The sequence below is a fragment of the Vibrio sp. YMD68 genome, assembly GCF_029958905.1.
In the GTDB taxonomy this organism is placed as follows: domain Bacteria; phylum Pseudomonadota; class Gammaproteobacteria; order Enterobacterales; family Vibrionaceae; genus Vibrio.
In genome coordinates, this window is sequence record NZ_CP124613.1 from 25,341 (window position 1) to 49,099 (window position 23,759).

At 42.9% G+C, this 23,759-nt stretch carries 23 protein-coding genes; 13 read left to right on the forward strand and 10 right to left on the reverse strand.

Annotated features, from left to right (window positions below):
- Positions 1-161: 161 nt before the first annotated feature.
- Both yjeH and QF117_RS00125 read left to right on the forward strand, forming a co-directional pair.
- Positions 162-1,421 carry an L-methionine/branched-chain amino acid transporter gene (yjeH, locus tag QF117_RS00120; protein ID WP_282385373.1) on the forward strand — a complete coding sequence of 420 codons (1,260 nt, stop codon included), beginning with the start codon at positions 162-164 and terminating at the stop codon, positions 1,419-1,421.
- Positions 1,422-1,647: 226 nt separating this feature from the next.
- Positions 1,648-2,064, forward strand: coding sequence for a DUF3319 domain-containing protein (locus tag QF117_RS00125; RefSeq protein WP_282385374.1), 417 nt, complete (start codon positions 1,648-1,650; stop codon positions 2,062-2,064).
- A gap of 105 nt (positions 2,065-2,169) precedes the next feature.
- On the opposite strand, the gene QF117_RS00130 is transcribed toward QF117_RS00125, so the two are convergent.
- The 3 genes from QF117_RS00130 to QF117_RS00140 all read right to left on the reverse strand — a co-directional run bounded on the left by QF117_RS00130 (position 2,170) and on the right by QF117_RS00140 (position 4,171).
- Entirely contained in the window at positions 2,170-2,592 is a 423-nt protein-coding gene (locus QF117_RS00130) for a hypothetical protein (protein ID WP_282385375.1), read from the reverse strand.
- Positions 2,593-2,713: 121 nt separating this feature from the next.
- Positions 2,714-3,451 (reverse strand): DeoR/GlpR family DNA-binding transcription regulator, encoded by a 738-nt coding sequence (locus QF117_RS00135; protein WP_282385376.1) that lies wholly within the window; start codon positions 3,449-3,451, stop codon positions 2,714-2,716.
- Between the two features lie 15 nt (positions 3,452-3,466).
- Positions 3,467-4,171 carry a glycerophosphodiester phosphodiesterase family protein gene (locus QF117_RS00140; protein ID WP_282385377.1) on the reverse strand — a complete coding sequence of 235 codons (705 nt, stop codon included), beginning with the start codon at positions 4,169-4,171 and terminating at the stop codon, positions 3,467-3,469.
- Positions 4,172-4,446: 275 nt separating this feature from the next.
- Here QF117_RS00140 and QF117_RS00145 point away from each other — a divergent pair, with 275 nt between their 5' ends.
- The 4 genes from QF117_RS00145 to QF117_RS00160 all read left to right on the forward strand — a co-directional run bounded on the left by QF117_RS00145 (position 4,447) and on the right by QF117_RS00160 (position 8,205).
- On the forward strand, positions 4,447-5,463 hold the full coding sequence (locus tag QF117_RS00145; protein ID WP_282385378.1) for a C4-dicarboxylate TRAP transporter substrate-binding protein: 1,017 nt from the start codon (positions 4,447-4,449) through the stop codon (positions 5,461-5,463).
- A 158-nt stretch (positions 5,464-5,621) separates the two neighbouring features.
- Complete coding sequence (locus tag QF117_RS00150) at positions 5,622-6,098, forward strand: TRAP transporter small permease (protein WP_282385380.1); 477 nt, start codon at positions 5,622-5,624, stop codon at positions 6,096-6,098.
- A 9-nt stretch (positions 6,099-6,107) separates the two neighbouring features.
- Positions 6,108-7,400, forward strand: coding sequence for a TRAP transporter large permease (locus QF117_RS00155; RefSeq protein WP_282385382.1), 1,293 nt, complete (start codon positions 6,108-6,110; stop codon positions 7,398-7,400).
- 10 nt (positions 7,401-7,410) lie between these two features.
- Positions 7,411-8,205, forward strand: a complete 795-nt coding sequence (locus QF117_RS00160) for an HAD-IIB family hydrolase (protein WP_282385383.1) — start codon at positions 7,411-7,413, stop codon at positions 8,203-8,205.
- Positions 8,206-8,275: 70 nt separating this feature from the next.
- On the opposite strand, the gene QF117_RS00165 is transcribed toward QF117_RS00160, so the two are convergent.
- The 7 genes from QF117_RS00165 to QF117_RS00195 all read right to left on the reverse strand — a co-directional run bounded on the left by QF117_RS00165 (position 8,276) and on the right by QF117_RS00195 (position 14,396).
- Entirely contained in the window at positions 8,276-9,121 is an 846-nt protein-coding gene (locus tag QF117_RS00165) for an RNA polymerase sigma factor (RefSeq protein ID WP_282385384.1), read from the reverse strand.
- Between the two features lie 62 nt (positions 9,122-9,183).
- Positions 9,184-9,576 (reverse strand): DUF4440 domain-containing protein, encoded by a 393-nt coding sequence (locus QF117_RS00170; RefSeq protein ID WP_282385386.1) that lies wholly within the window; start codon positions 9,574-9,576, stop codon positions 9,184-9,186.
- A gap of 440 nt (positions 9,577-10,016) precedes the next feature.
- A complete protein-coding gene (gene modC, locus QF117_RS00175; RefSeq protein ID WP_282385388.1) occupies positions 10,017-11,129 on the reverse strand; it encodes a molybdenum ABC transporter ATP-binding protein ModC in 1,113 nt (370 codons plus the stop codon).
- Positions 11,123-11,815 (reverse strand): molybdate ABC transporter permease subunit, encoded by a 693-nt coding sequence (gene modB / locus QF117_RS00180; protein WP_282385390.1) that lies wholly within the window; start codon positions 11,813-11,815, stop codon positions 11,123-11,125. Before modB ends, modC begins: the two co-directional genes overlap by 7 nt.
- A 2-nt stretch (positions 11,816-11,817) precedes the next feature.
- Positions 11,818-12,624 (reverse strand): molybdate ABC transporter substrate-binding protein, encoded by an 807-nt coding sequence (gene modA / locus QF117_RS00185; RefSeq protein WP_282385392.1) that lies wholly within the window; start codon positions 12,622-12,624, stop codon positions 11,818-11,820.
- Between the two features lie 712 nt (positions 12,625-13,336).
- Positions 13,337-13,846 carry a hypothetical protein gene (locus QF117_RS00190; RefSeq protein ID WP_282385393.1) on the reverse strand — a complete coding sequence of 170 codons (510 nt, stop codon included), beginning with the start codon at positions 13,844-13,846 and terminating at the stop codon, positions 13,337-13,339.
- Between the two features lie 37 nt (positions 13,847-13,883).
- Positions 13,884-14,396 carry a nicotinate-nicotinamide nucleotide adenylyltransferase gene (locus QF117_RS00195; RefSeq protein ID WP_282385394.1) on the reverse strand — a complete coding sequence of 171 codons (513 nt, stop codon included), beginning with the start codon at positions 14,394-14,396 and terminating at the stop codon, positions 13,884-13,886.
- Between the two features lie 114 nt (positions 14,397-14,510).
- On the opposite strand from QF117_RS00195, the gene nadE reads away from it, so the two are divergent.
- The 7 genes from nadE (at position 14,511) to QF117_RS00230 (ending at position 23,758) form a co-directional block, all read left to right on the forward strand.
- Positions 14,511-15,341 carry an ammonia-dependent NAD(+) synthetase gene (gene nadE, locus QF117_RS00200; RefSeq protein WP_282385395.1) on the forward strand — a complete coding sequence of 277 codons (831 nt, stop codon included), beginning with the start codon at positions 14,511-14,513 and terminating at the stop codon, positions 15,339-15,341.
- Positions 15,342-15,614: 273 nt separating this feature from the next.
- Positions 15,615-16,676: a glycosyltransferase family 1 protein gene (locus tag QF117_RS00205; RefSeq protein ID WP_282385396.1), complete on the forward strand. Its 1,062-nt coding sequence runs from the start codon at positions 15,615-15,617 to the stop codon at positions 16,674-16,676.
- Between the two features lie 666 nt (positions 16,677-17,342).
- Positions 17,343-18,743 carry an undecaprenyl-phosphate glucose phosphotransferase gene (locus QF117_RS00210; protein WP_282385398.1) on the forward strand — a complete coding sequence of 467 codons (1,401 nt, stop codon included), beginning with the start codon at positions 17,343-17,345 and terminating at the stop codon, positions 18,741-18,743.
- Positions 18,744-18,759: 16 nt separating this feature from the next.
- Positions 18,760-20,007, forward strand: a complete 1,248-nt coding sequence (locus QF117_RS00215) for an outer membrane beta-barrel protein (RefSeq protein ID WP_282385400.1) — start codon at positions 18,760-18,762, stop codon at positions 20,005-20,007.
- A gap of 2 nt (positions 20,008-20,009) precedes the next feature.
- Entirely contained in the window at positions 20,010-20,540 is a 531-nt protein-coding gene (locus tag QF117_RS00220; RefSeq protein ID WP_282385401.1) for a polysaccharide biosynthesis/export family protein, read from the forward strand.
- A gap of 11 nt (positions 20,541-20,551) precedes the next feature.
- Positions 20,552-22,768: a polysaccharide biosynthesis tyrosine autokinase gene (locus QF117_RS00225; protein ID WP_282385403.1), complete on the forward strand. Its 2,217-nt coding sequence runs from the start codon at positions 20,552-20,554 to the stop codon at positions 22,766-22,768.
- Between the two features lie 18 nt (positions 22,769-22,786).
- Entirely contained in the window at positions 22,787-23,758 is a 972-nt protein-coding gene (locus tag QF117_RS00230) for an NAD(P)-dependent oxidoreductase (RefSeq protein WP_282385405.1), read from the forward strand.
- The last annotated feature ends 1 nt before the right edge of the window (position 23,759 follow it).

Here is a 23,759-nt window from a genome sequence, read left to right on the forward strand (position 1 = left end):
TAACAAAACTAATCACCTACTGACAAAACAGTCACCGGACAAAATGACGGCTATTCCTTGGGTAAACCGTCACTTTGTCGGCAAACTAAGACAAATTGCTAGCTGTGTTTCACAACAAGAACAAGTAAGCTAGGCGTCAGAATCATTCATGGAGCGAATTGATGGGCCAATTGAAGAAAGACATCACCTTAATATCAGGCATCGGCCAACTGTCTACCACCTTGATGGGCACAGGCTTATTTATGATACCTGCCATAGCAGCAGGCATCGCAGGAGACCTGTCTTTATGGGCATGGTTGCTATTGTTCGTGGCAATTTGCCCGATAGCCTTGACCTTTGCGGAGCTTGGGAAAAAATACCCAAGTGCCGGTGGTACTGCTTTCTTCGTACGTAAAGCATTTGGCAAAAAACTGGAGCGCAGTGTCGCATGGTTATTTGTCAGCGTGATTCCTGTTGGTGTCCCTGCCGCTGTCGCATTGGCAGCAGGCTTTCTAGAGCAGATCCTGCCCTCGCCTTTCAACACGGCATGGTTAACGCAGATCATCACTGTATGCTTACTAATATGGGTTAACTTGCTTGGCACAAAATCCTCAGGTCGCTTACAAACGATCATTGCTTTGAGTATTTTTACGCTCATTGCTGCTTTCCTGTGGAAAGGAGATATCACCAGTGCAGACATGACGATGCCGCCTCTCACTGTGGAGTCGTTGTGGCCGGTATCGGCAGCGCTTGGGGTCATGTTTTGGTGCTTTGTGGGCATTGAAGCCTTTGCCCATATGGGAGAGGAATTCAAAAACCCGCAAAGAGATTTTCCTATCGCGATTCTCGTCGGCTGTTTTATTGCTGGCGCAACCTATTGGGCATGTTCTGTGGTCATTTTAAAGTACTCTGCGTATGGCAGTGCTGAATTTGACCACGCATCGATTCCTTTTCTTAGTGACTTATTATTTGGCGCAAAGTTTTCACTCTTAATCAGTGTGCTTGGTTTTTCCGCCTGCTTTGCCAGTGTGAATTTATATACTCAAAGCTTGTCGAGAATGGTTTGGGCTCAAGCTCGCGAATATCAGCCTAAAGGGGCGATGGCAAGAGTCTCACTGAGAGGCGTTCCGGCCAATGCGACGTTGGTGGTTGGCGCGATATTGCTCATCTCTTGTATCGGAGGAGAAATTTCAGGGCTTAATCTGGAGTTCTTTCTGAAACTAGCCAACGGTATTTTTGTCCTGGTATACCTGCTGGCGATGCTTGCTGCCTATAAATTACTGAACGGTGTTAAGAAAGGGTTGGCTCTCGTGTCATTAATTTTATGTACACTGGTCTTCATTTGCCTTGGTTGGTCGATGCTGTACGCCGTGACTGTTTTTACATTGTTGTCATTGCCTTGGAGCCGTTGGTTCAAGCGTGACAGGCAGCAAACCATTTAGCCTGCTGTTTTCTAGTCTATATTCTTCTATTCTCTGTTCACCAAAGCCACTCTCTTGAGTGGCTTTGGTCGGATTTAGATCTGCCTCGAACATTTCTCTTGAACTGCCCTTGTTCTGTACTTTTAGTATGTGGTCATTCTCAAAAAATGAGCTTAAAGAACATGGAGTACTCTAAGACTGATATATTGAACCAATGTCACTTTTTTGGTGCCGATAAGGGGAAATTATGAGCAGAATGGCAACCGCAATGCGCACGTTGTTTGGGATAAAAAATTCTTCACCTAAAAAACAAAATATGATGAGAACCGAATTTTATCGAGGCCATCTGCTTAAACGGAACCCTGCGCACCCTGACTACTGGAGCGCCACGATTACTGACAAATCTCTGGTTGGTAAACTGGAATACTTAAAGATGTCTGTAGACCAATGGTGCAATCATAAAGTCATTGTGGCTCCAGAGTATTTTGAAAAAAACAAACCACAACTTTCCGATCAACTCACCTTCGATTATAAAGAATTCAAACTGAAAAATGACCATGGTGGCGATAACGATTGGTATATCACTTACCGCGGTAGGTTAATGAAAGGGTCTAAAGGCAAGATTATTGAAGCCATCGATTTATTAGAGCTGAAACGTGTTTAGCTTAGTGGTTTATTTCAGCCCGGATCTTTTGACTATTAAGCGAGGTCATAACCACGATTGAATGGTCAAAGGTAAACAAAGCAACTGAGGCATTGAAGTGGTTCTTTATTTTTTACCCTTCTGAACCTTTTTACCCTGTTGGACCAATATTTCATTCCACGCTGCACTGCCATCGCGCTTACGGACTTCATACTCAGAGCAGAACTGCGATATCGTCATGTTGTTGTCGCCCGTCGCCAATTTCAACGCTAACTCAACTTGTTGAAGTTTGCTTTGAAGACGGAGAATTTGACCCGCATTTGGGCTTTTTTCTTTCGCGTATTTTAAGGCTGCATGTTTGCGCTCTGCTGCGCCAGCTCGACGATCCGCTTCCCCTAGTAAAAATCTCAATTGCGCAACACTCTTGCCCTTTTTAAAAACAGGATCAATCAGTTCAACACAATCATCAAATGACGGATCTTCCGTGTATGGGTCAATTTTACGAGCTTGTTGACGCATCCACTCTAGCGCTAGTTTTTCATCTGACATTCTTTCATCTGACATAGTGAAATTTGTACCAATATAGTGAAATCTGTACCAATAAAAGAGCCCTTATACTATCGTTTAATCGCAAGCCACTGCAATCATAGATTAAAGGAAAACGGTTAGCCTATTCAACGGAGTAGATAGGCAGCTCGGAAGGTAAGCCCGCTTTGTTGGTGTAAATTCGAGAAAATGAAGACAACCCCGCCACTTTCACCGAGGCAAAACGCCCCCACTTGCTTGCATCGGCCAATAACCAGTTCTGTCGGCAATTGGACAGTATCGCTTTAGAGATTTCGGCTTCTGGCAGCTCATGTTCCATCGCCGAAAGGTTCGGGGTAATTGAGCCGCACCCGACAATTCCAATATCTGCTTCAAAGTCATCAAAAAATGCCAACACACTATGGCCGATGAGATCTTGATGATCACAACGTACCCGCCCGCCGGTGAGGTAAACCTCGATATTTGGGTTCGCCTCTAATATTCTTGCTACTTGCAGATTGTTGGTCACGACCCTCAATGCCTGAAAACCAATCAGAAATTCCGCGACGTAAGTGACCGACGTACCAATACCCATAATAATGGTCGACCCTTCCGGGATCTGGCGCGCCACTTCTTTGGCAATCGATCGTTTAATGTCCGATTCGACCTCACGACGAAACTGGTAAGTCGTATTGGTTAAAATCGCGGGCAAGCTCAGCCCACCATGTACACGTCTCGCCAGCCCTTGTTCACACAATAGATTGACATCTCTTCTGATGGTTTGTGTGGTGACGGCAAACATCGACGCAAGAGCGCCTATTTGCACATCGCTGTGTTGTTTCAAATAGCTCAGTATGTGTTGCTGGCGATCCGTCAGTTCCATGATTTTTGTCCCTGATTATAAGGCATCTGGGTGGTCGGTAATGATATTGGTCACACCCATATTGGTAAATGTTTGCGCTTTAGTGGGATCATTCAATGTCCAAATGTTCAGCTCATAATTCAGTGTCAATATCGACTGGGCCATCGCCTGGGTAAGAACATTTTGATCGACATGCACACTATACAAGTCCAGCGCTTGGATCTCTTGAAGGTAATCCGTTGAGGTTTCTTCGGTAATGTAGCCGCGTCTGACGTCAGGAATACGTCGTTGGCACTCTTTCAATGCGGATTTGGAAAAGCTGGAGATAAGCAGATTATGAAATGGAAAATTCACCGAATGGATAACATCAACCACTCTCTTGACCAAAGGTTCTACTTGTCTCTCATGGTGTATTTTTATCTCCAGATTCATACTCACATTACGTTCAATGCAGGTTTTCAACGCTTCTTCCAGTGTAGGAATACGTTCATTAACAAACGAGCTACTGAACCAACTTCCGGCATCCAATTTTTTTAGCTGCTCAAGTGTGTGTTCTTCAACATTCCCTACACCGTTTGTACAGCGATCAAGCCCTTCATCATGAAATATAACAGGCACACCGTCTGCGGTAAGTTGCGTATCCAATTCTACCCATTGTATTCCGACGTCGGCAGCGACGTTGATTCCAGACAGTGTATTTTCTGGTGCGAGCGCCGCCGCTCCTCGATGACCTACTATCATTTTCAACCTCAATATTCATATGAAAACAAACCGGGTCATCTTACGCCTACCTTTTTCAATTTCAAGACAATAGAACGCATTAATCTTCGCCGAGTTCAATTCGTTAACAAGATCACAACATTCATGTGAATATTAATTTGTTCATATGAACGTAACAGTGGATATTATATTGTACGCTCTCCAATGACATAGATGCTCAAAATATACACAGGCACTCCTAACCGAGTGTGACCATAAAATGGACACCTTACTTCGTAAAATAGAGGGTTAAGATAATGAAAAAGCTACTACTGGGAACGGTATTGACGGCTGCAACGCTATTTGGATACGGCGTCACAGGAAGTGGATCGGCAATGGCCGCGTCACAAGATCCTGTCAATATCAATATGAGCTTGGTTTTTACTCAAAATGAGTTGCTGACCAAAGAGCTGATTAAAGTCACGGAAAAAATCCGCACCCGTACTGATGGCGGTGTGAACATCAAAGTGTTCCCAGGCGGACAGCTGCCCGTCTATAAAGATAATCTAGAGCAGGTTGTTAATGGCGCAGATTGGATTGCAGTCGAAGATTTAAGCTACCTTGGCGACTATGTGCCAGATTTCGCAGCACTGGCTGGCCCAATGCTATACAACTCTTATGACGAATATCTCGCAATGATGAAAACCGATTTCGTTGCCGACCTCACACAACAAGCAGAAGATAAAGGCATCAAGATTCTAAATGCCGACTACATGTTTGGCTTCCGCCACATGATCACCAACAAAGAAATTAAGAACTCTGCTGACATGAAAGGCATGCGTATTCGTGTACCTGGAAGTCAGTTATTTATCAGCACCTTATCTTCGATGGGTGCGTCACCGGCTTCTCTACCATTTCCTGAAACCTATGCAGGTGTCCAGCAAGGCGTCGTTGACGGGCTGGAAGGCTCTATCTTAACCATGTATTCAACCAAGATGTACGAAGTGGCGAAAAACATGTCTTTTACTAAGCACTTCCTCGGCACTGTTGGTTTGTACATCTCTCCAAAAGTGTGGGACAAGCTAACACCTGAGCAACAGACTATTGTGATGGAAGAGCTAGAAGCCGGTGCGGTTTCTAACACCAGCGAGTTAGTGAAGCTTGATGCGGAATACATGCAAAAGCTAGAAGATTTAGGTGTGACGTTTAACGAGGTCGATACCGCTGAGTTTGGCAAGCTAACGGCTGATGTTTACAACCAGTTCCCAGCATGGAGTGAAGGCATACACGCCACGATCAATGCTGAGCTGGAAAAAATCCGCGCGATGAAATAGCCACTTTTAGATGAACTCGTCCCTTTGGGATGAAACCGTTACTTTCGATAAATTAGTTACTTTCGATAAAACAGTTCCTTTTGGAGCCCGTCAACGCCTCTGCGCATTTATAGCAGGGGCGTACCTCTTCGGTTCTGCGCTTGCTTTTTGGAGTCAACATGCGTTTTTTAGCAAACTTTGAAGAAATCTTAGCCTCTGCGGCCATTTCCGTGACCGTCTTAATGGTCATCATTAACGTGTTTCTGCGTTATGGTTTCGGTTTTGTTGTTCCTTGGAGTGAAGAGCTCTCGGTGATTTGCTTTATCTGGGCCGTCTACTTCGGTATCAGCTCATGTTATAAACATAAACTTCATATGGGTGTTGATGTCATCATGACTTTATTGCCCGCTAAAATGAAACGCCCTTTTCGTTTAGTCATCTCTGTGTTTTTGCTCATACTCAACGTCATCATGGCCTATCTCAGTTTTGACTACACCATGCTTTCCACGAAAGTCACCCCTGTCATGGGCATCTCTTATTTCCCTATTAATGGCGTGCTGATCCTCTGCTTTTCTCTTATGGCGATACATACCCTGAGATTTATCAAAGACGATTTAACACATTCAACTAACGATTCGTCAGCCAATACTCATTAGGTGATCAAAGTGGACATTTATCTACCAATTATTCTTCTGTTTATCCTTTTTCTGCTTAATGTACCCATTGCCTTCTCATTGATCGCGTCAGCATTGGGGTACTTTCTATTTATCAATACCTCTATTCCGGTCAGTCTTGTGATGCAACGGTTTATTTCCTCTGCATCCTCATTCCCTTTGCTGGCGATACCCTTTTTTATCATGGTGGGCTCCATCATGAATTACGCAGGCATCAGTCGAAGTCTGCTTTCCTTTGCTGACTCTATGATTGGGCATAAAACAGGAGGGCTAGCACACGTTAACGTTTTGCTTAGTACCTTAATGGGCGGGATTTCAGGCTCTGCTAATGCCGACGCAGCAATGCAATCTAAAATCCTGGCACCCGAAATGACCAAACGGGGTTATGACTTACCCTTTACGGCAGCGGTCACAGCGGCGTCTTCCAGTATCAGCCCAGTCATTCCACCAGGCATTAACCTGATTATTTTTGCCTTACTGGCAAATGTGTCTGTGCATTCTATGTTCATTGCCGGCTACGTTCCGGCCCTGCTTATGGCACTGGCTCTGATGACGACCATAGCCTTTATTTCTAAAAAACGTGGCTACAAGCCATCGCGTTCTGTTCCAGCTTCAGCGAAAGAAAGGTTCCACTATTTCGCGAAAGCCATACCCGCATTGCTTATTCCATTTGGCATTATTCTCGGCATGCGTTTTGGCCTGTTTACCCCAACCGAGGCGGGCGCCATCGCCGTCTTGCTTTGTACTCTCATCGGTGCGCTTATCTATCGTGAGCTTAAGCTTCATCACTTCAAATTGATCCTGAGAGAAACGATTCAAGGCACCAGCGCGGTTATGTTTATCATTATCGGTGCCATGGTATTTGGCTATTACATGACGCTTGAACAAATTCCACAAAACGTGGCATCTGCACTCATTCAGCTGACCGACAGCAAACTGATTCTGCTTCTCCTCATCAACTTACTGCTCTTGGTGGTGGGTATGTTTATCGAAGGTGGGGCAGCAATGATCATACTTACCCCTCTCCTACTTCCAGCTGTGCTTAATTTAGGTGTGAACCCAGTACACTTCGGCGTTATCGTCATCGTGAACATCATGATAGGCGGGGTAACGCCACCATTCGGTTCGATGATGTTCACCGTATGTTCCATATTAAAAGTGAAAATCATCGACTTTGTACGCGAGGTAGCACCCCTGCTGCTTGCCTTGTTAGCGGTATTGATGATCCTGACCTATTCGGAAGGGTTAGTCATGTTCTTGCCGAACTTACTATCAAAGTATTAAGGACCCATTTATGAAATCAGTACCAAACCAATTACACTCTAACTGGGCCGGCGTTGACTGGGTGCTAACCGATGTGGACGACACCCTAACCTGGCAAGGGAAACTGCCGCCAGAAACACTGGTAGCACTCAACGATTTACAGCAAGCGGGCATTAAAGTGATTGCGGTGACCGGTGCTTGTGCAGGATGGTGTGATCATATTGCTCAGCTTTGGCCAGTGGATGCCGTGTTAGGTGAAAATGGCGCGTTTATTATGGAAAAACAATCAAGCTATCTCACTTTGCGATCAGATGATGGGCTTGAAACACTTAAGGAGAGTCAGGCTCGATTAAAAAGCCAGGTCCTTGAGATATTAAAAAACTACCCTGATCTGAGTCTGACGCACGATCAATCCTACCGCCTTTGTGAAGTGTCTATCGATATCGGTCAAAATCGACCGAAGCTGGGCAGTGATATTACCGACGATATTATCGCCAAAATTCATGCGTTAGGCGCGCATGCTACCGCGAGTTCTATTCATATCAACGCCTGGTATGGGCAACATTCAAAAATGCAGACGTCGATGGCATTTCTTAAAGATAAGGGCTTATCGGAAAAAGAGATTTTTAGTCGTTGTTGCTACGTCGGTGATTCGCTCAATGATCAACAGATGTTTGCCACTCTTCCTAAAAGTGCAGGGGTTCAGAATATCAGCCACTACTGGGACAAGCTCTCTGCCAAACCCTCTGTTGTGATCGATAGACCCGGTGGGTACGGGTTTGCAGAATTTGCCAGACAATTACTCGCTCTAAAAAGTACGACTTAATATGACCCAAACCTCTTTTTAATCAAAGTAGTCGCACGTTTTTTGTCTTATTCATAGCACATATCGCCAATTATATGTGGCGTATTTCTATGCTACTTGGGAGTTTAAATTTTTGCTCGACTAATGATTCAATTATCTGACCGAGTTCATCAGGACAATGATAAGCGGTAACCGATTTTTGTAACGTTAAGGTTTTCAGTTCATGCTGAGTCTGTTCTAGTATGTTTTTCACTTCAATGTAGCTGCTTTTACTCTTGGCCGCCAAATGGCATTGGTTCGGTGTGACTCGTTTGCGTTCAATCGCCCCCGTCAATTTTTTATCACAATGACATTTGGATTGACTGCTCACTAAACCACAACTTTGGTGAGTAAACTGTACAACTTTGATTCTTGCGCGAGATAATTGTTTGCGAAAATTCTCTTTAGAAATCGCTAAAGCGCTGCTCGCTTCCTCATGATCTAACTCCAAAATATCGCCAAGTATGTAGGCCATTCTATGAGCGGGATTTAAACACAGTAACATCCCCATAGTGCATGAAATACGCAATTCGTTAAGGAGAACTTGGTAATCAGGGTTGTCTTGTAACCCCGTAGGGTGTTGCAGATCCTGTTCCAAATCCATCTTATAAAGATCGAAGGTTAAACCTGGATCTTTATTCGTAATCTTCTTTTCTGAGATCAAATGGTTGGCAGCAATTCGATATACCCAAGTATTGAATTTACTATCGAACCTAAAAGAACTGAGCTTGGTAATCACTTTAATTAGTATATCTTGCGTTGCGTCTTTCGCGTCATCTGGGTCGGCCAACATTCTCAATGATAAATGGTAGATATTGTCCTGTATAGCCGCAGCAATACTTTCCAACGCTGTTTTGCTCCCATTAACCGCCTCTGTCACCAATTTCTCAATTTCCATTCTATTTCCTTAAAATGTGCGCCAGTTAGGACGCACATGAATGATGAAGTCCCCGTAAACTACTAATCCATTAACGCTTGGCCGTTTGGGTTGTCTAACACAATTAACCATTGACCGTTAGCTTGCTTTCGAAGCACTGCCACTGACAAACCTGTTTCTTTAATTTGAGTGTCGTCTGGCGCAGTCCCATACATTACCCACGGTGCGATATGCAGGGCGATATCATTGACAATGTATACCTCATGGCCATTTGGATAGTCAAATTGAGGATTAATTAGAAAAGCACCTTCGAACATCTCTTTTAATAATTTAGGATCAGATATTGGTGTCCCTGGTTCAAATACCACTGCGCCACCGTCTTCATAACTGTTTAACACACCCGTTATGTCCTTTTTATGAAATGACGATGTCATTGTTGCAACAGTATTTAGTACTTTGTTTTGTTCAGAATTCATTGTGTTTTCCTTGTTCATTACAGCCCATGAAATATTCGTTAAACTCGCCGTTAGTAGACAAAATAACGATGCTTTAAAAAAACTTTTTGGCACACTGTTTCGCATATTTTTCCTCGTATCTAGGTAAAAGTACGTGATTTAATTCAGGTACATATAGTTAGACGGTTGCGCGTGGAAGGGTGTGACAATTTATTTGAAGTTTTTTAAATCATGCATAGGGCAAAGCGAGTCATGGATTGCTACTCTTTGTTGAACAATGAGAGATGAGAGATGAGAGATGAGATGCGGGAGTGAAAAACGATCTGTCCTCAACACTCAAGATAAAATGGCGTTCGAGCACTGAGATAACATAGATTGCTAAACACTACCCAAATATTGAAATAGAGTTTTTTTATTTTTCGTTAACTGTATTTTCTTGCGTTATAGAGTTTAAATAAAACCTAATGCGAGTGCGCTATATCGGTCGGCCCCATTGACACCCCTTTTATCTGCGCGTACACACTCATTCCTTTTTCTAACCTAAGATCATCACATGCCCAAGTGGTCACATTGGCCCAAAGTTCATCCTCACCAAATGCAATTTTCACCTGTACTTGTTCACCATTTTCATTGAAATAGAGCTCGCGGACGATCCCCTTTAATACATTCCGAATACTAGTGTCTTTGGGAATGGACGTACACAGCGAAACGTGATTCGCTTCAACTCTCACTTTTAATACCGTATTGTTCAGTGCTTCATCGAGTAACCCGTTGACCCATAAGTGATTACCGTCGTTTAGCTCTAAGCGTGTCATTGGGTATTGGGCGTGGCGAGAGGTAACTTTGGCGTGCAGCAGTGAACTGAGTTCTTGAGCCGGAAGCCAAGGGCGCATTTCATCGCTGTTCCAAACCTTTGCCAGCGGGCCTTGAACCATCACTTTTCCACCGTTGAGCACCAGCATGTGATCGGCTAGCTGCAATATTTCACTGAGACTATGGCTTACATACACGATCGGAATATTCAACTGCTTAGCTAATGATTGCAAATACGGGATCAATTCACGCTTACGAGGAAGGTCTAATGAAGCAAGCGGCTCATCCATAAGTAACATGGAAGGTGACGTCAATAATGCTCGGCCAATCGCTACTCGCTGCTTTTCCCCCCCAGACAAAGATCTGGGATAACGGTCTAAAAGCGTCTCTATTCCAAGTAGACTGATGATTTTTTGAAAGTGATTTTCATCCGGTGAGCTAACGCTGTAATTAAGGTTTCCCTTCACCGTATAATGGGGAAATAGTCTCGACTCTTGAAATACATAACCAATATTTCTCTTCTCTGGAGGGAGATTAATACTTTTCTGCTTAACGGCGGTTTCACTGCGGGAGAACAGTGTCACATCACCTAATCGAATGTCGCCATGATCAGGAGTAGATAGGCCGCCTAATAGGTTAACCAATGAGGTTTTCCCTGCCCCTGAACGACCAAAAATAGCGCACACGCCCTGCAGAGGAATGTCGGCGTGTACATCGAGTACTAGATCCCCCAACTGCTTTTGGACTCGAATGGTTAGCATGTCGATGCCCCTTTCTGTTGCGCTTTTTTCGTGAGCCAACCCGACGCGATAAGGGCAGCAAAGGCAATGACAATAGAAATGATGCATAAGCGCATAGCCTGAAACTCCGCACCCGGTGTTTGGATAAAGGAATACATTGCCAGTGGAATCGTTCTCGTCTCATCAGGAATGTTGGAGACAAAGGTAATCGTGGCACCAAACTCACCCAGACTTCGAGCAAAAGCAATGATCACACCTGAAATGATACCAGGTAAGGTTAGCGGTAAGGTTATGGTCATAAAGACTCGCCATGGGCTACTTCCTAATGTGCGGGCTGCTTGCTCCAAGCGTGTATCAACCGCTTCTAAGGACTGCCTAATCGCTCTCACCATTAAAGGAAATGAAACGACCGCGGAAGCCAAAGCCGCACCTTGCCAGCTAAAGGAAAAACTGACACCAAAAACATGGTACAGCCACTGCCCAATGATGCCTTGTCGACCCATTGCAATCAGCAGTAAATACCCAATCACAACCGGAGGAAGCACCAGAGGCAAATGAATCATCCCATCAAGCAGTGCTTTGCCACGAAACTCCTTACGAGCTAACACCCATGCAGCAAGAATACCGAAGGGTAAGCTGACCAAAACCGCAACGGTAGACACTTGGATGCTCAGCAGCAGCGCTGATGCTTCATATTCGGTTAGCACAGCTATATGACTCCGAAACCATGTCGAATATAAACAGCTTTCGCGTCTTCACTTTGCAAGTATTCAAAGAAAGCTTGACTCGCTATTGACGGCTCATCACTGACCATAACCATTGGGTATTCAATTGCATCATGGCTCTGTGGGGAAAATGTCGCGATAGAGCGAACCTTCGAAGATATAATGGCATCGGTTTGATAGACAATCCCTAGAGGCGCTTCCCCTCTTTCAACCAAGACCAATGCACCTCGAACATTATTCGCCCGAGCCACATGTGATTTTATCGTGTCCCATTGTTGGTAATACATCAAAGCTTCTCTTGCGTACTCGCCGACTGGCACATGATCAGGATCGCCTATTGCTAATCGCCCACCTTGCAATGATTCGACTAAACTTAATGATTCAAACTCTAACACGTGCTTTTTTACTGCATCATTCTTTACTGCATAGTTTTCTGCTAATAGATCGCTGGATTCAGAGGCAATAAGAACCAACGAGTTGTTCAACAAAGTGACGCGACTATTTGCATCCACGGCTTTTTGTTCGATAACGTAATCTAGCCACTTTTGATTGGCGGGGAAATAAATATCCGCAGGCGCACCGTAAACGATCTGTCGAGCTAGAGCCGACGAGGAAGCAAAAGATAAACGGATATTCACTTTGTGGTCTTGTTGATAGTCACGAGCGATTTCCGACAATACGTTGGTCAAAGACGAAGCAGCAAAAACGGTAATATTCTCTTTTGCATAGGCAACGGGCATCAAATTGAGCCCGATAACAGCCCAAAAAAATACTAACGTACACTTAACCATTTGCACCGAACGCCTGTTAAACCGCTTTATTTCCATTTTCTGAATGGCCTTCTTGTAACTTCTGAACATCGACAAGAAATCATATCATTATCGATATGCACTAAACTATATAACGTTATTGCAATTCAACCTATTATTGCTGTTTCGATACCAACCTAGCCATTCGAGCCATGGTCATTCACTTAGCTCGGCTCAACGGACTCCACTTAACCCTATACCGCCTCTATCCCTAACATTTAAAAGCGCATACTGATTCATATATTAATTGCAAAATTAAAAATTATCGCAAATTGCAATCCACTTTGCATAAACCTTGTATAGTCAGTTCAAAAAACAAAGCAAAACTGACGTAATTGCAGTCAATTAAGCACTCTAAAACTTGGCACATATACTGCAACACTTTAAATGACCCTTCTTAAGCCGAGGGTCACCTAGCCAACTGACGTTGTTAGTGAACCTTTTTGTTCACACTAGATATATCGGCCAATTGCAACTTTGCAGTTGGCTTTTTTTTGTCTCCGATTTGTCGTGACTCTACAATGTCTTCATACATCACTGTATTTCTCTCACAACTAAATAAAATGTCACTCCGTTTAAATTCATGATCGGCTAGCAATACCGTTATAAGGAAGTTTAGGAACAAAAAAAGGGAAATGATGGTCATCATTTCCCTTTTTCACTTTTCTATCTCAACCCCAACTTCTGGAGTGTCCTAAAACGGCACTTCAAACTGCATCATCACATCGCCGCTGTATTTCTCGTGCCAGCGATAGTCAAAACGCATTCTAGGTTCACCTGATTTCTTATCACCAAAGCCGACACTCAACTGCAAGCCGTGACTCATTAGCCACTCTTCCGTGCTCATTGAGCTTAACTGATCTTCCAGTACGCTAGGCATCCATACGCCAAGGCCAAAATAATTGGACGACACATTCTGGGTTACAAAGGGATCAGATGCAGAATTCATGACCCAATCATCCCAATATGAGCCAATGACAGTTGGTTCATCGTCAAACGTATCGCTTAATGCTATCCACTGCTTTTGAGCATAATTGAGTGTGTCATCGACAGAAAAACAAACACCGTTATTAATACCACTAGAACTGTTACTTAATACAACTGAATCAACACGGTAATTCGTAGAGGATTCAAAAAGATCACACGCACTCACTCCAAAAGGAGCAATGACGAGCAATAATAAAATTACTGCCTTGAGTCTCATTCGCTCTTTCCAGATACATCATTATGTTCAGGATTATCTAATATACTGACAGTTCTTTCAATAAAAACGCGACTTTTTGTGTGGTTAAGCCTTCAATGCTGGAACCATGGGTAAGTTTCTCTCGGATATCAGTACTGCGCACTTTCACTCTTTCTGGACAAGCCAATAAACTCCAACGTTGCAGTATTTCCTCTGCCTTATAGAATTTTGAAAAATTGAACAGATTATCTGGTCCAAGTACGAAGGTAAGCTCGCTATCTGGGTGTTTTTTTTGTAACGCATCAAGCACAGCAAAGGTCGTCACCGCACAACCTGGCTGAAAGAGTTCCTCTTCTATGGTACTTCGCTGCGCATTCTCCACGGATAAGTCTTGTATGAAGGCATCAACGAGTTGGCAACGGATATCATACTTCAGCATATCTTTCCCCCAAGCGTGAGAAATACTCGGCAGCAGCAAGACCCGATCAAAATGAGCAAGTGATTCAATGACACTTTTATGCCCTAGGCTTGGCGGATTGAACGCACTACCAAATACTGCAATTTTGCTCATTTTCTTTCCTGTTCGTAAATGAAAACTCTTTTCTCAGTTTTCTAACTCAATGTTTAAGGTATGATAATACTAAATGATGATTTGAACACTATTGCTTGCAGGAAAGGACTACTAATGGAACAGATAATTCGTGATGAAATGCGCGTACTCCCATCTATTGACCCACACTTTGAGATCTCGCGTCGCGTTGAGTTTATAAAGACGAAATTGCAGCAATCTGGCTGTAAGTCACTGGTACTTGGCATCAGCGGCGGCGTGGATTCCACAACCTGCGGTCGCTTAGCTCAACTCGCCATCAATGATCTTAACGAACAATCATCAAGTAATGACTACCAATTCATCGCCGTTAGATTGCCCTATGGAGAGCAAAAAGACGAAGACGAAGCGCAGCTTGCGTTGTCTTTTATAAAACCGACACAATCGGTTTCTGTTAACATTAAACAAGGGGTGGACGGTATTCACAGCGCCACGCATACCGCTCTTGATGGCACAGGGTTGCTGCCCACAGATCAAGCCAAAGTTGATTTTGTAAAAGGCAACGTCAAAGCTCGTGCTCGCATGGTCGCTCAATACGAAATTGCTGGGTATGTTGGCGGCTTAGTATTAGGCACCGATCACTCTGCAGAAAACATCACGGGTTTTTACACTAAGTTTGGTGATGGCGCGTGTGATTTGGCACCACTGTTTGGTTTGAATAAACGCCAAGTTCGTGAGTTAGCAAACACCTTAGGTGCTCCAGAGCTATTAGTTAAGAAGGTCCCAACGGCTGATCTTGAAGAACTGGATCCACAAAAAGCCGACGAGGCCGCACTCGGGCTAACCTATGACCAAATTGACGATTTCTTAGAAGGCAAAGAGGTGAGTAAAGAAGCGTCTGATCGTTTGGTTCATATCTACACAGTGACACAACATAAGCGTCTACCTATACCGACTATTTACGATTGAGTTATCCCTCTCCTATCGACACTGAAGAATGATAGCTGTGCATGCTGCAGCTATCGTTTCTCGCGTTGTATTTTCAGTTTTCAAACCGTACCTTCCGTTTCTACTCTTACCGCTTCTTTCTATCTAGAACTAAGGTATTAGTTTTTAATGCTAAAACCATACTCACCTTTGTTATAAATCTAACTTTGGCCGATTTAATCCCTCGACCATTGTCAGTAAGCTACCAACTTAGTTTTATTTATCTCAGTATTTAACGGAGCGAGGATCCATTGGATGGGTAGTATCCTAAAAGACCAACAATTCAATAATCAAAAGGGGTTGATTCACACTTCCAAAGGCCCGTTAATTTTGCTCTTTTTTGATGGTTATGATCTGAAAGCTCGTGAAGGGTTCATTGGACAAATCCACTCCCTGATGCATCACCAAATAAGAAACGGTAAACGATCTTTTTGTAAACAGCAGTCATTTACTGGGTTTTATTCTGCTTTCTTAGGTTTGGTCAAAAGCTTAGAAGCGGTTGGGTGTGATGTACGGGTGAATGATTTCAAGCTTGCTCGTAAGCACCCCGATTACCCAATTGGCGTTGCTGGGTTTCCTTCAGTTCTTGATATTGTGGATTTACCCAACCCAAAGATATTTGGCCCTGGCGATTTTGGGCTACCCGATCAGTCTCAGCGAGTGACCCATGACCCCAGTTTTAAAAAACTTATTCAACCTTGTGAATGGTTCACAAAAATATATCAGCCATTTTGTGGGGACAAGATGCTACCGTGGTTTGCTGGTATTGATTGTGAAAAACTGACTGATCTCTCTCATTATCCAAAGCAGTTTGATTTTCTCCTTTATGACAAAATCCACTGGGATAGAGAACAGAAAAATGTGTCAGTTACCGAACGAATAAAAGCGTATCTGGATAAACGTGGGCTGACTTATACCAGTGTGAGGTATGGACACCATCATTTTTCGCAATTTGTTGAGGGGCTAAAGTCATCACGAGCACTTCTTTATATTAGTGAACACGAGACTCAGGGGTTGGCTTATCAAGAAGCACTTGCGTCTAATATTCCTGTCTTGGCTTGGAATGAACAAAAGATCATTGATCCAGAGCTCGCTAAATACAACACGTCCGATTTACAGGTCTCTTCAGTCCCATATTTTGACAGTCGCTGTGGAATGACATTTAAAATAGAGAACTTTGAATCAGTCTGTGATCAATTCATAGGACAGATGAGCGCATTTAAGCCAAGAGAATACGCTCAATCAACACTCTCTCTCAAAATTGCTGGCCACCGATACCTTCTTGAATACCAAGCAATTACAAACGAAAAAAATTAAACGGGAGTCCACTTTAGACATCGAGCCGACCCTGATACCATAATTGTCGTAGCACCAAGAGCATTGGCAACAACATTTTGTGGCTCCCTTGTTCGATACTCCCCTAACAACTAGATAGCTCTAATAGTGTTAGGGGGAGGGATCCCGTTCTCTCTGTTTAGTACTTTTAAATTCTCATTAAAACATCACCCAAATATTTAAACTAAAGCCATTGGCTGCAATTATTGAACACGGTTTCAAACACCTTATAGCCAGAGAATATAACACCTCAATGCCTCTGAGCACTCATCCACTTCTGATCTTTATATTAGCCCATTACTCGTAGGTATATGCCTAAACCATATACGTATGCCGATGATCATATTCTCTAGTAAATCGTTGATTTACGGCTAGACCTTTAGTTTTGGTTTCCTTGGTATGCATCTCATGCTTTTACCAGTACTTATAGGTGAAGTACGAATTTGTAACTAACAAAATGTATTATCCTAAAGTCTAAATTTCATTCTTTATTCCACTGTCTTGAAATCTGCAAATAACTACACTAGCAGAACATTTCTAGTCTCACGTTTGTGTTGCAAACAAGACTAGCCAAGGAAGACCTTCACGGTAACTGAGAACCATAACTCATGGGCGGTAGCGTGCAGAAAAGCAAATGGAATTAAGACTATGAGTCAAACAGGGTTAATACGTTCACATGAAACAGGTTTTGCCTTTCTCTATCGCATTACCGATTTATGCATCATCTTTTCTGTTCTGCTTATTATCGGGCATTTCTATCTTCCGACCTTCACAAAAGACTATTTACTTATTGGCGCTTTGGGTTCTCTGCTCTTTTTGCTTTTCGGTGAAACCATTAATCTCTACCGCTCATGGCGTACGACCTCTCTAAGTGATCACATTATTACCACGTTCAGTTGTTGGCTGATTTGTTGTATCACTATTATTACCGTTGTTTATTTTACGAAAGTGAGTGAACAGTTCTCGCGTGTCGTTCTTGGAATTTGGTTCATCGCAGCGCCGTTATCACTCATTGTATGGCGTAGTATTATTCGAATTAGCTTGAACGTACTTCGTCACGTCGGCTACAACGCAAGACGAGCGATAATTGTCGGGCGCACGCCTCAGGGAATGAGCCTCGCAAGAGAGCTTGTCAACCGCCCATACCATGGTGTCAAATTCGAAGGATTCTATGACGAACGCAACAAGTTTCGCTCAGACGCTGAAAATGATTACCCTATTCTTGGCAACGTCGAAGAGGCTCTTGAGCAAGCTAAGAAAGGGGCGGTCGATTATGTCTACATTGCTATGCCAATGCATGCAAATGAACGAATTGCTAAATTTTTAAACCAATTTTCGGATACTACAGCCAACACCTACCTTGTACCGGACTTTTTCACTTATAACCTTCTCCACTCTCGCTGGGACCAAGTTGGACACGTTCAAACATTGAGTGTCTATGATACGCCATTTATAGGCATCGCCTCTTGGGTTAAGCGATTAGAAGATCTCGTTCTATCTTTCATTATTCTCACCTTAATATCTCCGGTCTTATTAGTCATCGCCGTTGCAGTAAAGGCAACATCAACAGGCCCCGTTATCTTTAAACAAGACAGGTACGGCCTAGATGGGCGAAAAATAAAAGTATGGAAATTCCGCTCCATGAGCACAATGGAGCAGGGAAAGGACGTAAAGCAAGCCACAAAAAACGATCCCAGAATAACGCCTCTTGGTGGTTTTCTCCGTCGTACTTCTCTTGATGAGTTACCGCAGTTTTTTAATGTTCTAGGCGGTTCGATGTCTATAGTGGGACCTAGACCTCACGCCGTTACCCACAATGAAGAATACCGACAAATCGTCGATCGCTATATGTTGCGACACAAAGTCAAGCCAGGAATTACTGGCTGGGCTCAAGTTAACGGTTATCGCGGTGAAACGGATACATTAGATAAAATGGAAAAGCGTGTTGAATTCGATCTCGATTACATTCATCACTGGTCAGTTTGGATGGATATTAAGATTGTCTTCTTAACCATCTTTAAAGGGTTTACAGGTAAAAATGCCTACTAAACACAAGGGTGAACTCATGAATGGAACAAGACTAAGTAACCTTGCTCTAGTGGTGATGTGTATCTTTGGCTCAGGGGTGTCTTTCGCTAATCCGGTAAATTTCAACTTTGATGAAGTTAAAGATTCACCTATTACTGCGCTTATCGATATAGATACCGGTTATAACGATAACCTGACTCGCGAAGCTAATGAAACTGATGCTATTTCATCTTCATTCATCAAAGTATTTCCTGGGCTAGCGTATACCTATAAACCCTCAGCGAGCCGCTACAGCTTGCTGTATGTCATCGACTCTGGTTATTTCTTTAACAGTAAAGATGACAACTACACTGACCAATATTTTGAGTCAAACAATCTCATCAGCTTTAACCCACGTAATAATCTTTCACTGACGTATTCTTATTATGCTACGCATGAAGAAAGAGGCACAGGCCTCAGTGAAGGGACCCTAGAAAGCCTTGCTATCGCTGAACCCGTAGAGTATACAAACCAAAATATTCAGACTCATTATTTATACGGAGCACCTAGCGCAACGGGACAACTAAAATTTGGACTAGGCTACCAAGATAAAACCTATACGAACTACAAAAGCTTCACTCGCAATAATATTCAGTACGGAAGTCAATTCAGTGACTTTACCTCCAAACAGTTTTCAGCCGCTTTTTTCTATCGCCTAAGAGCCTCAACTAAGCTCTCAGTTTCCGCGGAACGTGACGACAAGCAGTATCAATACACCGCTGAAAATACGGCAAACAGAGATAATATCACTGATTATTACTCGCTAGGGGCGATGTGGGACATTACAGATAAAACCCTGGGTGAGATCTCAGTGGGTTTGCAAGATAAAGAGTTCAGTTCAAACGAAAGAAGCGACTTTTCAGGTTTGAGTTGGAGAGTAAAAACCGACTGGCTACCTCAGCGTCATAGCAAACTGTCATTGTTCGCGTCCCTATCCGCTGAAGATCCCGATCAGCTAGGTGACTACATCAATGAAACGTTGGTTAAGTTGAGTTGGAAACAAGACTGGTTCGAACGGTTCTCAACAACAGCGCTAGTCAGTTGGGAAAACGATGACTATACCGCTAGCTCAGACATCGGAAATCGCGAAGATGACACGTATCTTTATCAATTAGATTTCAATTATCAATTTAGCCGAATACTCCATTTTGGGTTGTACTTATCCTCAGAGGATAAAAACTCTACTTGGAGTGCCTATCGCTACGACCAACAATTAGTCGGACTGTATACAAGAATCGAGTTATAACAATGAAGTTAATAAACTGCCTATTTATTTTTACTCTCAACCTGTTTTTATCAACGTCAGTCATTTCTGCCGAAGAGCACTACACTCTAGGAGCCGGTGATAAGATACAAATACATGTCTATGGGGAACCTGAACTCTCTTTTGAAGAGCTATTCATCAGCTCGAATGGTATTTTTGATTACCCGTACCTTGGTCAAATTCAATCACTTAATAAAACCACACAACAACTCAAAGAAGAAATAACCTTAGGTTTAAAAGGAGATTATCTTATTGAGCCGAAAGTAATGGTCAGTGTACTTTCATTTAGAAAAATCTATATAAATGGCGAAGTAAAAAATCCTGGTGGTTATGAATATCAGCCAGGCCTCACCATCGATAAAGCCATCGCACTTGCTGGTGGTTTTACCGACAGAGCAGCGAAAAGCAGCATCACCATTACTAACAACGCATCTGGTATCCAATCAAAAAAAACCAAGTTGACCAAAAGTGTACGTCCTGGTGACATTATTACGATTGAGGAAAGCTTTTTTTAAGCTAACACAACATGAATAAAAATATAGAAACCTTTAAAATTGAAGAAAGTATCATTGACGTGAGTCGATATATTTCTGCGTTAAAGAAACGCGCCATTGTTATAATGTTAATTTCGTTATTAATGGCTTCCGCTACGTATTTAGTCACAAAGCAGATGCCGCCTATTTACACTGCAAATGCCACCATATTAATCGAAGCAAAAGCAAGTAAAGCAGTTTCTATTGAGGAAATTGTTGGGATTGATTCAAGTCAGCAAGAATACTATCAAACGCAATATGAAATCATGAGATCCAACCATATTGCTGAGAAAGTGATTAAGCAATTCCAATTAGAAAACAACCCTGAGTTTAATGGGGAAAATAGCTATTTTAGTATTAGAGGCTTCATTTTCCACTACATCTACGCCCTGCGTAATATCATTATTTCGCCGGATAACAACCTATCTTCCTCTGATAGTTATTCTCAAGTAATCCAAAAAAAACGCTTAGTACTTGAAAATTTTAAAAATAAATTAACGATATCACCTATTAGAAAAACCCAACTTGTTAACATCTCGTTTGAGTCGTACAGCCCTGTCACCTCAGCTACGCTCGCCAATGCTGTTGGCCAGGCTTACATCGACAGTAATATCGAAGCAAAGTTGTTAATAAACCAAGAAGCAACCAGATGGATATCTGGGAAGCTAGAAGAATTAGCGTATAGCCTAAGAACCTCTGAGGCAAAGCTAACTTTATTTCAAAAAGAGCAAGGTTTAGTCGATGCTGCTGGGATCGATTCACTGCAAACGAATGAGCTAACATATCTAACGACTCAAATTGGCAACGCACGTGACCGACGACTCGCAGCCGAATCACTTTACACCGTGCTACGACAAAATAAGAACCAAGATATCGCAAACCTTTATGCAATTTCTGAAATATCTAATCACCCGCAAATTCGCGATCTTAGGCTCAACGAAGCCGATCAAGAGAAGCAGGTCTCCCAGTTAGCCAAGCGATATGGTCCTAAGCACGATAAAATGATTCAAGCGAAAGCCGAGTTAAAATCGATACGCGAACGATCCCTTCTTGTACTTTCACAACTGGCAAAGGGTATAGAGAAAGAATACTCGGCCGCCAAGCAGCAAGAGCAAGCGCTACTTCGAGAACTTGATAGCAAGAAGCTGGATTTCCAAGACCTGTCTCTAAAGCGTACCGAGTTCCAAAAGCTTGAACGTGAAGTTATTAACGACCGGAAACTCTACGACTTATTCTTAACTCGACAAAAAGAGACATCCGTAACGAGCGACTACCAAGCCGCAGTTGCTCGCATTACAGACCATGCGTTAATGCCACTGAAACCAACGAAACCAAGCAAGTTGAAGATTGTTATCATCATCACCGGGCTCACAATGATCATACTCTGTTCAATCGTTATTCTCAGAGAGTCAGTTCGAAATGACTTAGAGCTGGCTGGAGATATTGAAGAGAAAATCGGCCTGTCTCCTATTGGCTCGATTCCAAAACTCAAGCGTTCTTGGATATCTAAGCCTAGACGTGAAGTAGATCGATTTCTAAGCGTTGAGAACAGTCCATTTTCAGAAGCGGTTCGATCACTGCGAACTCGACTTTTACTTAATTCTGCTAATACAGGTCGAAAACTGTTCGCTGTGACCTCTCCTTTACCCGCTGAAGGAAAAAGCACAATGGCAACGAACTTAGCGCTCTCTTTAACTAAGATGGAACGTGTCATTATTATTGATGCTGACTTAAGGCGTCCATCACTGGGCAAGTTATTTGGGTTATCGATGAGTCAGAGTGGATTAAGCAATTATCTACTTCTCGATGAAGAACTAGAGGCATGCCTATATCACGACAATGCTTCAGGTCTAACAGTACTACCCGCTGGGTTTATTCCCCCCAACCCTCAAGAACTGTTAGGAAGCAAAAAGTTCGAAAAACTCTTGGCAACCCTAGAGGGGCAATTCGACAAAATCATCATTGATTGCCCACCAGCTATGGTGGTAAGTGATGCATTAATCATTGGTAACCTTACTAAAGCTCTAATGCTCGTTGTAAAAGCAGGCTCAACCAAAACAAAGCATGTGCGCAAAACATTGTCCGACATATTAAACCACGACATCAAAATCGATGGTGTGATTCTGAATCAGAGCAAAGAGCCGAGCTCTCGAAAATCGAATGCCTACTACGCAAGCTACGCGTACAAAGCAAGCACTAAGTCCAGTTAAAAGGAATAACAGACCAATATGAACATCTTGATAACAGGAGCTAGTGGCTTCATCGGTACGCATCTCATTCGTGAACTGACAACTCAAGGGCACCATATTTTTGCACTTGATATTCTTCCCCCTCGCGAACAACACGATCACGTCGACTATATTACTGCCGATGTACGTGATCTTTCAGCGCTTGACCTTAATTCTAAAATTGATCGAATCTATAACTTTGCAGCGGTCCATACGACACCTGGACATGAGGATATTGAATATTTTGATACCAATATTTTTGGTGCACTTGAAATCACCAAGTTTGCGAAACAACATGATGTGAAAGAGATTATTTTCACAAGTTCGATTTCCGTTTATGGTCCAAATGAAGAAAGTCGTAGTGAAACGTCGCCATTGACACCCAATTCGGCGTACGGATTTTCTAAAGCTCAAGCAGAAGTTATTCATAAATCATGGGCACAAGACAACCAAGCTAGAACACTGACTATAGTTCGGCCTGCTGTTGTGTTTGGTGAAGGTGAGGGAGGCAACTTTACTCGACTCGCCAAAGTACTTAGAAAAGGGTATTTCCCTTTCCCTGGTAGAAAAGACACCATCAAAGCCTGCATTTATGTAAAAGAACTGCTCGAAGCGATTGAGTTTGTTCATTCATCTAATCTTGGTACTGAGTCAAACTCAAACATAGCGACATTTAACGGTGCCTTCCCGACCAAGTACAACATCGAACAGATCGTTGATACCTTTACTGAAGTCTCTTTCCCTAACGTAAAAAAGGTCTGTATTCCAAAGCAGCTCATATTTGGTGCCGCCAAGTTAATTTCTTACTTTAAGGGGTTTGGGCTAGGGATTAACCCAGAAAGAATTACAAAGCTTGTTCGCTCAACCAACATCAACGCTGACTACTTGTCAGAGAATGGTTACACCTATCGATACACATTGAAATCTTCTTTGGCTGATTGGGCTGAAAGCACTTCTGGAAGGTATCTGTAAA

Bases quoted from the DNA above. Each gene is read 5' to 3' on its own strand.
- yjeH (WP_282385373.1), top strand. From the start codon at position 162: ATGGGCCAATTGAAGAAAGACATCACCTTAATATCAGGCATCGGCCAA.
- QF117_RS00125 (WP_282385374.1), top strand. From the start codon at position 1,648: ATGAGCAGAATGGCAACCGCAATGCGCACGTTGTTTGGGATAAAAAAT.
- QF117_RS00130 (WP_282385375.1), bottom strand. From the start codon at position 2,592: ATGTCAGATGAAAAACTAGCGCTAGAGTGGATGCGTCAACAAGCTCGT.
- QF117_RS00135 (WP_282385376.1), bottom strand. From the start codon at position 3,451: ATGGAACTGACGGATCGCCAGCAACACATACTGAGCTATTTGAAACAA.
- QF117_RS00140 (WP_282385377.1), bottom strand. From the start codon at position 4,171: ATGATAGTAGGTCATCGAGGAGCGGCGGCGCTCGCACCAGAAAATACA.
- QF117_RS00145 (WP_282385378.1), top strand. From the start codon at position 4,447: ATGAAAAAGCTACTACTGGGAACGGTATTGACGGCTGCAACGCTATTT.
- QF117_RS00150 (WP_282385380.1), top strand. From the start codon at position 5,622: ATGCGTTTTTTAGCAAACTTTGAAGAAATCTTAGCCTCTGCGGCCATT.
- QF117_RS00160 (WP_282385383.1), top strand. From the start codon at position 7,411: ATGAAATCAGTACCAAACCAATTACACTCTAACTGGGCCGGCGTTGAC.
- QF117_RS00165 (WP_282385384.1), bottom strand. From the start codon at position 9,121: ATGGAAATTGAGAAATTGGTGACAGAGGCGGTTAATGGGAGCAAAACA.
- QF117_RS00170 (WP_282385386.1), bottom strand. From the start codon at position 9,576: ATGAATTCTGAACAAAACAAAGTACTAAATACTGTTGCAACAATGACA.
- modC (WP_282385388.1), bottom strand. From the start codon at position 11,129: ATGCTAACCATTCGAGTCCAAAAGCAGTTGGGGGATCTAGTACTCGAT.
- modA (WP_282385392.1), bottom strand. From the start codon at position 12,624: ATGGTTAAGTGTACGTTAGTATTTTTTTGGGCTGTTATCGGGCTCAAT.
- QF117_RS00190 (WP_282385393.1), bottom strand. From the start codon at position 13,846: ATGAGACTCAAGGCAGTAATTTTATTATTGCTCGTCATTGCTCCTTTT.
- QF117_RS00195 (WP_282385394.1), bottom strand. From the start codon at position 14,396: ATGAGCAAAATTGCAGTATTTGGTAGTGCGTTCAATCCGCCAAGCCTA.
- nadE (WP_282385395.1), top strand. From the start codon at position 14,511: ATGGAACAGATAATTCGTGATGAAATGCGCGTACTCCCATCTATTGAC.
- QF117_RS00205 (WP_282385396.1), top strand. From the start codon at position 15,615: ATGGGTAGTATCCTAAAAGACCAACAATTCAATAATCAAAAGGGGTTG.
- QF117_RS00210 (WP_282385398.1), top strand. From the start codon at position 17,343: ATGAGTCAAACAGGGTTAATACGTTCACATGAAACAGGTTTTGCCTTT.
- QF117_RS00215 (WP_282385400.1), top strand. From the start codon at position 18,760: ATGAATGGAACAAGACTAAGTAACCTTGCTCTAGTGGTGATGTGTATC.
- QF117_RS00220 (WP_282385401.1), top strand. From the start codon at position 20,010: ATGAAGTTAATAAACTGCCTATTTATTTTTACTCTCAACCTGTTTTTA.
- QF117_RS00225 (WP_282385403.1), top strand. From the start codon at position 20,552: ATGAATAAAAATATAGAAACCTTTAAAATTGAAGAAAGTATCATTGAC.
- QF117_RS00230 (WP_282385405.1), top strand. From the start codon at position 22,787: ATGAACATCTTGATAACAGGAGCTAGTGGCTTCATCGGTACGCATCTC.